Raw genomic sequence first — 11,577 nt, forward strand, 5'->3', positions numbered from 1 at the left:
CCGAACTCCTAAAGGTTTTTGAAGACGCGCTCGGCGGCGTCGAGGGTGTCGTTAATGTCCTGGTCCGAATGCGCGGCGGACAGAAAGCCCGCCTCGTAACTGGCCGGGGCAAGATACACGCCTTCCTTCAGCATGCCGTGGAAGAAGCGGTTAAATCGGTCAGTATCACAGGCCATCACCTGCTGGTAATTGGTGATGGTTTTTTCGGCGGTAAAGAAGACACCGAACATCGTGCCGACGTGGTTGCTGGTCATAGCAATGCCCGCAGCCTCGGCGCGCTCGCGCAGACCGGCGACCAATGCGTCGGTTTTGGCAAACAGGGGTGGATAAAAATCAGACTGCTGAATCGCCTTGAGCATGGCCAGCCCCGCGGCCATAGCCAGCGGATTGCCGGAGAGCGTGCCCGCCTGATACACCGGGCCGGCCGGCGCCAGCTGCTGCATGATATCGCTGCGACCGCCGAAGGCTGCCACCGGCATGCCGCCGCCCATCACTTTGCCGAGGGTGGTGATATCCGCTGTAACCCCGTAATACCCCTGCGCACCTTGTGGTCCGAGTCGGAAGCCGGTCATTACCTCGTCAATGATCAACAGGGCGCCGCTGGCGTCGCACTGCTCGCGCAGGGTTTCTAGAAAACCGGGAATGGGCGGTACGCAGTTCATGTTGCCGGCGACGGGCTCGACAATCACGCAGGCCACCTGATCACCGATTTCCGCGAAAGCTTGTTTGACGCCGTCGATATCGTTGTAGGTCAGGGTAACGGTGTGATCGGCGAGGGCTTTGGGTACACCGGGTGAGCTGGGAACGCCGAAGGTCAGTGCACCGGAACCCGCTTTGATCAGCAGTGAGTCCGAGTGACCGTGGTAGCAGCCTTCGAACTTGATGATTTTGTCACGGCCGGTGGCGCCGCGCGCCAGCCGAATCGCGCTCATGGTGGCCTCGGTACCGGAGTTCACCATGCGCACCTGCTCCATACCGGGCACCAGTGAGCACAGCATCTCCGCGAGTTCGGTTTCCAGCGCCGTTGGCGCACCGAAGCTCAGGCCTTTATCCAATTGCTGGCGCACTGCATCCAGCACATCGGGGTGGGCGTGCCCCAAGAGCATGGGGCCCCAGGACAGTACATAGTCGATGTAGCGTTTGCCGTCGACGTCGAACAGATAGGGACCTTCGGCGCGATCGATAAAAACGGGTGTGCCACCCACGGCTTTAAAAGCGCGAACGGGAGAATTGACGCCACCGGGGATACGTTGCTTGGCGGCTTCAAATAATGCGTCTGAACCTGACATGGAGTCTCTCTGTTGTCGTGCGTGTATTTAGATCTGCTGCATTATCGCTGATTGACAGGCAGTTTACAGGGGGCGAACAACCACTAGTATGACAGCGCCGAACAGGACCAGTACCGGCGCCTCGTTAAACCAGCGGTAAAAAACGTGGCTGCGAATGTTGTCGCCCTGCTCAAAGCGCTTCACCAGCACGCCACAATAAAAGTGGTAAAAAATCAGCGCAATGACCAGTGCGAGCTTGATCTGCATCCAGGTTTCGCCCAGATAAAACTGCCAGTTTTGCGAGAGCAGGACCAGTCCAAATACAACCGTTAATACCGCAAAGGGCGTGATAAAGCGGTACAGCTTGCGCTCCATGGTTTTCAGGTGGTTGCGGGTTGCTGTGTCGTCCGCCATCGCGTGATAGACGAACAGGCGTGGCAGATAGAATATGCCGGCAAACCAGCAGACCATGGCGATAATATGAAAGGCTTTGATCCAGAGCATGCTTAGAACCTGATCGGTAGGTTGTAGTGATCTGACAGCGCTTCGCGGGTCAGAATGCCTTCATCGGGCGGACCGCGCCGCTGTCGTCGGGAACTGACAAAAAGGCTGTCCAGGCCTTCCTGGTTCATGGTCTCCAGCGCTTCCATCAGAGTGCCGTTGATATCAAAGGCCGCGGTGCGCCGGCGATTTTCCAAAACCGCCAGCAGGTCAAGTGCCGCCATATCTTCTTCCTTAATGTCACTGAGCACCGGAAACCAGTGTTCGCGGTGGACGATGATACGTTGCCCCTCGCTATTGGTTATTACCAGCCAGCGCACGGGATTCTGCACAATGCTGGCCAGAGTTTCCGCATCGGGCTTCTGGTCGATGTGGCGAAGATTGCGATCGATAAGGGCGGCCGCACTAGTGCGTAGCAGCGTAAGCGTCAGCGGGTTGGCCCGCACTGCCTGCTGGGTCGCCAGCAGGGTGGTCTGGTGAGCCGATTGCAGTTTGAACAGTTCCCGATGAACCAGCTGCGCGGCAATCACCGCCAGCATGGCCGGAAAAATAATATTGAGATTGTGAGTCAGCTCGATAACCGCGAGCAGGGCCGCAAGCGGTGCATTGAGAATGGCGCCCATGACCGCTGCCATACCCATCAATACGTAAAAACTGTGTTCTGCGGCTAGGCCGGGCATCGCCATTGAGCCGAGCTGCCCCATTGCGCCGCCTGCAAAGGCGCCGATCAAGAGCGCCGGGCCGATGATGCCAATCGGCATACCCATGCCCGCAGAAACCGCGGTGGCGAACAGTTTCAGCAGCATCAGAACCAGCAGCAACTGGAGCCCGTAACTGCCATCCAGCGCTGCCTGCAAGCTGTCGTAGCCGATGCCCAGAATTTGGGGAGCCGCCAAGGCGCAAAGACCCGTTACCAATCCAGCAAATCCGAGTCGCAACCATACCGGCTTGTTGACCCAGCGCAGGCAGCGTCCCTGAATCAGCACAAACACACTGGACAGCACACCGCCGAGGCAGCCGAGCAGGGCAATAAAGGGCAGCTCCAGCAGCGAGCTCATATTCACATCGCCTGCGGGCAGAAAGACCACAGCACCAAACACTGCCTGCGACAGGGTGGTGGCAATCACGGCCGCCAGAATAACAGGGACAAAACCGGCGACGGTGTATTCCAGCATCACCACTTCCATCGCAAAGATAACGCCGGCAATGGGTGTGTTGAAGGAGGCGGCGATGGCGGCAGCGGTACCGCAGGCCGACATGACTCGAAGACTGTTGTTGGGCAAGCGCAGGCCGGCGCCGAACAGGCTGCTGGCAGCGGCACCGATGTGAACCGCAGGCCCTTCACGGCCGCCAGACTGACCGCTGAGCAGGGCAAGGAGCCCACCAAAAAACTGAGTGAGCAGATTGCCCGGCGGCAGTCGCCCGCGACCATTGTGCAGGGCGGCAATCACGTGGGGAATGCCGGTAAAGCGATGGATGGGGTTTACAAAATGCAGGCACAGGCCAAGCAGCAGGGCGCCACCGAAAGGCAGCAACAGGTGCAAGTGTCGACTCAAGCCTTCGAAGTTTTCAGGAGACTCACCCGGCAGCCATTGTGCGAGTGGCCACTCCAGCGCCAGTCGGAATACGATCATCAGCACCGCAGTAATGGCGCCTGCAAGAATGCCGAGTACTGCGTAGGGCAGGGCCGCTTCGGGGCTTGCCAGCCTACGTCTGAAGTGTGAAAGGGAATCGCGCATCAGCTACAACAGCCTGAACAATTCCGGTTTGTGTGCGTGATTGCGGTCATCCTGCCTTCGCGTGTGGGCGGTAAATCCAGTATTATACGTGGCCTTGTCACCACAGGCCTAATAGCCGTTTTTGGTGTGGTGCGAACAGATGACAGACTAGGCAGGGGTTGAACAGTGTTAAAGGTAGGTATTGTTGGTGGCACCGGGTATACCGGCGCGGAATTGCTACGCATTCTGGTGGACCACCCCCAGGCGGAAGTCGCCATGATTACCTCGCGCGGCGAGGCGGGTGTGGCGGTTGATGAGCTGTTCCCCAGCCTGCGCGGTCGCCTCGATCTCAAATTTACCGAGCCTGATACCCAGCAGCTGGCGACCTGCGATGTGGTGTTTTTTGCGACTCCGCACAACGTCGCCATGAACAGTGTGCCCGAGTTGCTGGAGGCCGGCACCCGGGTTATTGACCTGTCGGCGGATTTCCGGATTCGCGATGCTGAACTCTGGAGCGAGTGGTATCACGAGAAGCACGTGTGTCCCGAGCTATTGGAAGAAGCGGTTTACGGTTTGCCGGAAATCTTTGGTGCACAGTTGCCCAAGGCGCGACTGGTGGCCTGTGCGGGCTGTTACCCGACGGCCATTCAGCTGGGTTTCTGGCCACTGTTGGAACAGAAACTGGTGGATTTCGGCAGCCTGATTGCCACTGCGGCCTCTGGCGTCAGCGGTGCCGGTCGTCAGGCCAAGGTGAACAATCTGTACACCGAGGTGTCTGAGAACTTTAAGGCCTACGGCGTGTCAGGCCATCGGCATCTGCCGGAAATCGATCAGGGGCTGTCCTGGGCGGCCGGAGAGGTTGTGTCCGCGGTCTTTACACCGCATCTGGTGCCGATGACTCGCGGCATTCACGCGACCCTCTATGCCAAGCTGCGTGATCCGGCGGTGGCCATCGATGAGCTTCAGTACCTGTTTGAAGAGCGCTTTCAGAATGCGCCCTTTGTGGATGTGATGCCCCTTGGCAGCCATCCTGAAACTCGCAGCGTCAAGGGCAGCAATACTTTGCGCCTGGCGCTGCATCGCCCGCCGCAGAGCGATATGGTGGTGGTGTTGGCAGCGGAAGACAACCTGGTGAAGGGCGCATCCGGGCAGGCGATCCAGTGCATGAACCTGATGTTCGGGCTGGAAGAAACTGCCGGTCTGGGCGCCATCGCTGTTTTGCCGTAAACTTGACTGAATTAGTCGGTTATTTGAAAATTTCACTCTGCGATTGAGTGAGGAGTTGTATGTCCAGCGTTGAGCAGTTTACCCCCACCGTGGTCGGCCTGACCGAGCGTGCCGTGCACAAGATTCGCTCATTGAAAGAAGAAGAGGCCAACGACGATCTGAAGTTGCGAGTTTTCGTGACCGGCGGCGGCTGCTCGGGCTTTCAGTACGGCTTTACCTTTGATGAGCTGGTTGCGGACGATGACACGGCGGTTGATATCGACGATGTGACAGTGCTGGTTGACCCGCTGAGCTACCAGTATCTGGCCGGTGCGCAAGTCGACTATGAGGAAGGTTTGGAAGGCTCACGCTTTCTGGTCAAAAACCCCAACGCCAGCACTACCTGTGGCTGCGGTTCTTCCTTTTCTATCTGATCCATCGTCTTGAGCGCTTTTACGCAGAATAAAGCGCTCCAAGCACGGCTTCCCTTCCGGCCCCGGTAACGCTGGGCAGATTTCCCGTCAATTGATTCACCCTGCGCCAGGCCAGCCAGGCAAAGGCCACGGCTTCTACCTGTAGTGGGTGGAGGCCAAGGCTTTGAGTGCTCGCTATCAGGCTTGGATGGACAAGGCTTTCCAGTCGCTGCATCAGTGCGGTATTAAACGCACCGCCGCCGCAAATAAATACCTGAGACACCGGTTTTGGCAGGCGCTGCAGTGCCTGGGCGATGCTTTGTGCCGTAAACTCCAGCAGGGTTGCCTGAATATCTTCCGGGCGCAGGGTATCTGCCTGTGCAGCGAGTATTGTCATGAGCTGATTGGCGTCGAAATCTTCTCGTCCTGTGCTGCGAGGCCCGGCTTTGTAGTCGAAGTAGGGGTGTTGCAGCAGTCGTTTCAGCAAATCGGGCTGGGGCGTGCCACTGGCGGCGAAGCGACCACCGTCGTCGTAGGGCGTGCCCAAATGTTGCTGAACCCAGCTGTCCATCAGCACATTGCCGGGGCCGGTATCAAATCCCAGAGCGCCTTCTGTGCCATTCAGCCAGGTCACGTTGGCCATGCCGCCGATATTGATCACAGCGCGACAGGTGCCGGTTTTGGCAAACAGGGCCTGGTGTAGCATGGGCGCCAGCGGCGCGCCCTGACCGCCCTCGGCGATATCGCGGCGCCGGAAGTCGGCAGCCACGGCGATGCCGGTCAGGCTGGCGAGGGTGTTGGGGTCGCCAATCTGCAATGTGAATGCGGTTTCTGGGGCTTGCCGGTCGTTCGCGGGGCGATGGCGGATCGTCTGGCCGTGACAGCCAATGGCCGTTACCTCTTCGGCACGACATTCGGCCTCTGCCAGTAGATCGTTTGCCGCCGCCGCGTATTCTCGGCCCAACCAGCGATCGGCCGGGCCCAAGCGTTCGATTTCGTTGTCGCCGGGTTGGCAGAGGGCGCGAAGCTCCTGCTGCAGCGCGCCGGGAAAAGGCCGGGTGTGGTGTGCGAGTAGCTTGGGCTTGCCTGCGGTGTCAATGTCGCAGAGCACGCAATCGATGCTGTCCAGGCTGGTGCCGGACATAATGCCGATATAGCGCGCCATAATCAGCCGGCGTCGATGCTGGAGTTGGTCGGGCTGCGGTAGCCGGCTTGCACCGCATAGGTAGACAACTGCAGGTGCATACCGTGAATGGTATTGCGGTACTGGCTCATTTCCGTAGCAGTGATCTTCTTGGCCTTGGGCAGTTTTTCCACAATGGTGCGTGGGTCGCGGTGCACCCCGTTCAGCAGGAATTCGTAGTGCAGGTGGGGGCCGGTGGCATAGCCGGTGGAGCCGACCCAGCCAATAATTTGCCGCTGATCAACCCGGTCTCCTTTGCGCACGGCTTTGCGATCAAGGTGAAGATATTTGGTGATGTACTGGGAGCCGTGCTGTACGACGACATAGTTGCCGTTGGCTCTGGTGTATCCAGCCTCTAGAACCCGCCCATCACCTGCCGCATACACCGGTGTTCCTCGGGGTGCGGCGTAGTCTATGCCGCGATGGGGGCGCACGGTTTTGAATACGGGGTGCAGGCGTTTAGGGTTAAACGGCGAGGAAATGCGCGAAAACTCCAGCGGCGCCCGCAGAAAAGCTTTTTGCATGCTTTCGCCATTCAAGGCGTAGTATCCGGTTTTGCCCAGAGAATCGGTGTAGCGGTAAGCCTGATAGCTGCGCCCGCGATTGACGTATTCGGCGGCCAGAATCTTGCCGGCCTTGTAGCGCTCGCCGTCCAGATAGAGCTCTTCGTAGAGCACGATAAAGTGATCGCCGGCGCGTACGTCGTAAACAAAATCCATTACACCGCCAAAAATATTGGCCAGTTCCATGATCAGCCTTTCAGGCATCTCCGCATCTTCGGCGGCTTTGTACAGGGAGCTGGTGATGGTAGCGCTGGTCACACGGGTGCGAATTTCGGGCTCGCGGTTCAGCTCGGAGACCTGAAAACCGTCGGGCGCGCGCTCGTAGAGCAGGGTTGTCATCTCGCTCTTCTTGATTTTGAGGCCCAGCAGTTTGCCGCCTTCAATGTGAAAAGCCAGTTCCTGCCCGGGTCTCAGACGGGTTAGCGGGCGAGTCAGTTCGGTGCCAGTCAACAGTTCGTGAACGTCGGTGGCATTAAGCCCATGGCGCTGGAAAATAATAGACAGGCTGTCGCCACTGCGGACCTTGGCTTCTTGCCAGTGGTCGGTCGGGGAAATAGTCTCGACAGTCGGGTTGAAGCGCTCGACTTCTGTGGGAGTAATATCCAGCGGCAAGGGAATAGCTGTGCGTTTAGCTTCGGCCTGTTCGCCGGGCAGTAATAATAATAGAGCTACGACCGCGAAAAACGTGGAAGCGGCAGCCGCCAGTTGTTTCGCGGGCGGGCGGCTTTTCTGCTGTCGATAGACTGATATGGGCTGCATGAATCCGGTGCGTCTTTTTTTGCTTGCCACTATAACCCGCCAACGGACGATTGAGAACCGAGAGTAAATGTAATGCTGTTAAACACTTATTCAAGAAACCTATAATAGAGTATGAGAACGTGCTTATAAAGTGCCAGCTTACCCCCGAGCGCTTGCAATTCGGGGGCTTTGCTGTATTGTGCCAGCTCTTTTTTTTGGGGCCATAAGAATATATCCGGAGTGTGATGGTGGTAAACAATGAGTTGATTGCGGACTTGCAGGCCCGCGGCCTGATCGCGCAAATGAGCAGCGATGAAGAGTTGGCAAAACATCTGAGTGAAGGCCCCCGCACCCTCTATTGCGGCTTTGACCCAACTGCAGACAGCCTGCACATCGGCAGTCTCGTTCCCCTGCTGACGCTGAAGCGGTTTCAGCTCGCCGGGCACAAGCCCCTGGCGCTGGTGGGTGGTGCTACCGGCTTGATCGGTGATCCGAGCTTTAAGGCTCAGGAGCGCCAATTGAACACCCCGGATGTGGTGGCAGGGTGGGTCGACAAGATCCGCGCTCAGGTCAGCCAGTTTGTTGATTTCGACTGTGGCGAACACTCTGCAGAAGTGGTCAATAATCTCGACTGGATCGGCCAGATTAATGTGCTGGATTTCCTGCGCGATGTCGGCAAGCACTTTGCCGTCAACGCTATGATCCAGAAAGAGTCGGTAAAACAACGGATTGAGCGTGAAGGTGAGGGGATCTCCTTTACCGAGTTCACCTACATGATCCTGCAGTCCTATGATTTTGCCGAGCTCAACCGGCGCAATGGCTGCACCCTGCAGATTGGGGGATCGGATCAGTGGGGCAATATCACTGGCGGTATTGATCTGACGCGGCGACTGAATCGTTCTCAGGTGTTTGGCCTGACCCTGCCGCTGGTCACCAAGGCCGACGGCACCAAATTTGGCAAGACCGAAGCTGGCACTATCTGGCTGGATCCGGCCAAAACCTCGCCCTATGCCTTTTATCAATTTTGGCTCAATACCGCTGATGCGGACGTATACAGGTTCCTGAAATTTTTTACCTTTCTATCTCCTACTGAGATCGATGAGATCGAGGCATCCGATAAGGCTGCGCAGGGTCGCCCCGCCGCTCAGGGCATTCTGGCTCGGGAGGTGACTCGCTTGATTCACGGCGATGAGGGCCTGGCGGCGGCGGAAAGGATTACCGAGGCCCTCTTCAGTGGTAACGATGAGAGTCTGTCCGCTGAGGATTACGCCCAGCTGCAGCTGGATGGTCTGCCAAGCTCGGCGCTTGAGGTGTCCAGCCTGGAGCAAACGCCACTGACACAGATGTTGGCGGATGCTGGTCTCGCGTCGGGCAAGCAGGTCAAGGACGCGTTGGCGCGCAATGCGGTGCTGATCAATGGTCAATCCGCTGGTATCGACGACATGATGAAGTCTGCAGAAGTATTCGCTGCAGATCGGGCTCGATTCGGCCGCTATTTTCTGGTGAAGCTGGGCAAGAAAAAGTACCAGCTGTTTTTTATCCGCTAGCGGGTTTCATCAGACGGCTGCGACTCGCTTGCCGGTTGCCAGCCAGCGCAGGAATTTGTCTTCCGGCAGGGGTTTGCTGAAAAAGTAGCCCTGAAACTGATCGCAGCCCATCCCTTTCAGGGCTTCCATCTGGCGCTGGGTTTCCACGCCCTCTGCGACAGTCTTCATTTTAAGGGCGCGCCCCATCTGGATAATGGCGTAGACCAGTTGCTCCCCCTGTGGTTCATCCACGTTGTCGACAAATCGCTTATCTATTTTGAGGACGTCCAGCGGGAGGTGCTGCAGATAGGCAAGTGAAGAATAGCCGGTGCCGAAGTCATCAATGGCAATGGTAAGGCCCATGTTGCGAAGGGATTCCAGCAGGGCCCGGTTTTCGTCGGTGGTGTCCACCAGCGCTGATTCGGTCAGCTCAAGTTCCAGTTGACGGGCGTCCAGTCCATATTCGTGCAGGCTGCTGGTTAGTGTTGTATTTACTGAGTCGTCAAGCAGTTGCTGGGGGCTGATGTTGATCGAAAGGCGGTCAGGCAGCCCCAATCCCTGCTCTTTGGCTTTGCTCAGAAAGCGACAGGCATCGCGAATAACCCAATTACCAAGATCAATCATGAAGCCACAACGTTCGGCCAGGCTGATGAACTGAGCGGGCGAAATCATGCCTTCGCTGTGGTGATTCCAGCGAATCAGGGCTTCCGCACCCAGGCAGATACCGGCTTGATTGACCTTGGGCTGATAGAACAGCTCAAACTCTCCCTTCTCCAGGCTGGTTGAGAAGTCGGCCTCCAGTCGTTTTTCCCGCGTCAGTTGGGCAGACAGCGCGTCACTGTAAAATACGCCCTGATTGCGGCCCAGGCGCACGGCCTCGTTCAGCGCCTGCTCGGTTCGATACAACAGATTTTCGGGAGTGTCTTCTTTGCTGGCGTCGACGATGCCTATGTTGAAATTGATATCGACCCGTTGGCGGCCAAGGTAATAGGGCTTGGTAAGCTTTTCATTTAGCTGGCCGCTGCCGCTCTCGCGTTTAATTCGTTCGAAATATTGCTTGTCCAGTGACCTCACAATCACGCAAAAGGTGCTGTCGTTGACCCGCGCGACTACGTCCTCGGCGCTCAGGTTTTCCCGGAGGCGCTGTACTACCTTGATCAGTAGACGGTCAGCGTTAGCATCGCCAAATCTCAGGCGAATGCCTCTGAAATCGTGGAGCTGGATTAGCATCAAAACGCGCAGGGGAGATGCCTTGGTGAACTCGCGGCCCAGATGATCCCGCAGCCATAACTCGTTGGGCACGTTGGTCAGCTCGTCGAAATAGGCTCGTTTACGAAGCTTTTCTTCGGCCTGTATGCGGTTTGTGATCTCTTTGCGGAGCAGTTGATCCTGGTTTTTCAGTTGCTTAACCGCGAGCTGGTGTTCTCGGGCGTAGCAAATGGGAATGGTGAGCAGGAGCCAGATAATGGCAATTCCGGTCGGAAAATGGGCGTCGCCAAGCCCCAGGCCGTAGGTGACCCGAAAGAGCAGGCAACCGGCCTGAACGACAATATAGCTAAGCAGGCATGCCGCCGTGATGCGATCGCCTTGGCGGAATATCGGCCGCATCGCCCAAAGGCAGGCTATATGTATCGCAAGAATAAAGAGGTTTATGCTGGCGCCGACGGCGGTTTGGGTGTTTTCGAAGACTGTAATCGTTTGGAATAGAACGGTTTTCTTGCCGATCAGCTCCAGGTTGGGCAGCAGGGTTTCCGGGCTTGCGGTAATTGCGGCCAGTATGATCGCAGCAACGATTGCACTGACAACCCAGAGCCCGATGAGCACGCTGCGATGTTTTACCTGGCCCGCCATGGTTGCGATCAGACAGGCAAACGCTACCACATGCCCCATTCCTCCCACGATTTGCCACTTGCCGGCTATAAAAGCCTGGTCGAGGGTGTCGGCGCTGTAGAAAGCTGCCGATGACAGCAGGAATATGGCGTTGAAAGCGCAAATAAAGGCATACGCGCGAAAGGTTTGAATGTTGCGGCCTAGGTTGCCGAGCCATATTGCCTGGATGGCCGCGAATAGAGCTATGGCGGCTGTTGCGTTAAAAAGCGATATCATTGCGTCTTATGTTTCTTGTCTCTGACCTTATACATGATAGCAGTGCGCTGATAACTCGCCAGACCTGGGGCTGTTTAACAGCTATCGTGGCATCTGTGTTGGCGCCTTTGCTGTACAAGAAATAACCGCATGAAATTCTTTTAGATTTTTTCTCAAAAGTGCTTGCAGTGAAGGGTAAGGTGTTTATAATGCGCATCCTCGCTTAGGGAGACACCTTAAGCGACATCGAAAGCCCTGGCGGCTTCGAGCTATTTAACAAATCGAGATTAAGTAATTTGTGTGGGCACTTGTGTGGCGATGTGACGACAATCATATCAGACACAAGTGACTCGTAAATTCATGAATTTGAATACGA

General features: G+C 56.9%; 9 protein-coding genes. 3 read left to right on the forward strand and 6 right to left on the reverse strand.

Features of this window, described 5'->3' with window-relative positions; all coding sequences use genetic code 11:
* Window positions 1–8 precede the first annotated feature (8 nt).
* The 3 genes from hemL to ABY734_RS15505 all read right to left on the reverse strand — a co-directional run bounded on the left by hemL (window position 9) and on the right by ABY734_RS15505 (window position 3,508).
* Window positions 9–1,289, reverse strand: coding sequence for a glutamate-1-semialdehyde 2,1-aminomutase (hemL, locus tag ABY734_RS15495; RefSeq protein ID WP_372780230.1), 1,281 nt, complete (start codon window positions 1,287–1,289; stop codon window positions 9–11).
* Window positions 1,290–1,352: 63 nt separating this feature from the next.
* Window positions 1,353–1,772, reverse strand: a complete 420-nt coding sequence (hemJ, locus tag ABY734_RS15500) for a protoporphyrinogen oxidase HemJ (protein WP_372780231.1) — start codon at window positions 1,770–1,772, stop codon at window positions 1,353–1,355.
* Between the two features lie 2 nt (window positions 1,773–1,774).
* Window positions 1,775–3,508, reverse strand: a complete 1,734-nt coding sequence (locus ABY734_RS15505) for a chloride channel protein (protein WP_372780232.1) — start codon at window positions 3,506–3,508, stop codon at window positions 1,775–1,777.
* 165 nt (window positions 3,509–3,673) lie between these two features.
* Here ABY734_RS15505 and argC point away from each other — a divergent pair, with 165 nt between their 5' ends.
* Both argC and erpA read left to right on the forward strand, forming a co-directional pair.
* Entirely contained in the window at window positions 3,674–4,714 is a 1,041-nt protein-coding gene (gene argC / locus ABY734_RS15510) for an N-acetyl-gamma-glutamyl-phosphate reductase (protein ID WP_372780233.1), read from the forward strand.
* A gap of 59 nt (window positions 4,715–4,773) precedes the next feature.
* Entirely contained in the window at window positions 4,774–5,127 is a 354-nt protein-coding gene (gene erpA / locus ABY734_RS15515) for an iron-sulfur cluster insertion protein ErpA (RefSeq protein WP_372780234.1), read from the forward strand.
* Between the two features lie 19 nt (window positions 5,128–5,146).
* Here erpA and ABY734_RS15520 read toward each other — a convergent pair whose 3' ends face one another.
* A complete protein-coding gene (locus tag ABY734_RS15520; protein ID WP_372780238.1) occupies window positions 5,147–6,277 on the reverse strand; it encodes an anhydro-N-acetylmuramic acid kinase in 1,131 nt (376 codons plus the stop codon).
* Window positions 6,274–7,611, reverse strand: coding sequence for a peptidoglycan DD-metalloendopeptidase family protein (locus tag ABY734_RS15525; RefSeq protein ID WP_372780235.1), 1,338 nt, complete (start codon window positions 7,609–7,611; stop codon window positions 6,274–6,276). Before ABY734_RS15525 ends, ABY734_RS15520 begins: the two co-directional genes overlap by 4 nt.
* A gap of 221 nt (window positions 7,612–7,832) precedes the next feature.
* On the opposite strand from ABY734_RS15525, the gene tyrS reads away from it, so the two are divergent.
* Window positions 7,833–9,137 (forward strand): tyrosine--tRNA ligase, encoded by a 1,305-nt coding sequence (gene tyrS, locus ABY734_RS15530; protein WP_372780236.1) that lies wholly within the window; start codon window positions 7,833–7,835, stop codon window positions 9,135–9,137.
* Window positions 9,138–9,146: 9 nt separating this feature from the next.
* Here tyrS and ABY734_RS15535 read toward each other — a convergent pair whose 3' ends face one another.
* Entirely contained in the window at window positions 9,147–11,222 is a 2,076-nt protein-coding gene (locus ABY734_RS15535; RefSeq protein WP_372780237.1) for a putative bifunctional diguanylate cyclase/phosphodiesterase, read from the reverse strand.
* Between the last annotated feature and the right edge of the window lie 355 nt (window positions 11,223–11,577).

The sequence above is a fragment of the Litorivivens sp. genome, assembly GCF_041624475.1.
Lineage (GTDB): Bacteria > Pseudomonadota > Gammaproteobacteria > Pseudomonadales > Spongiibacteraceae > Litorivivens.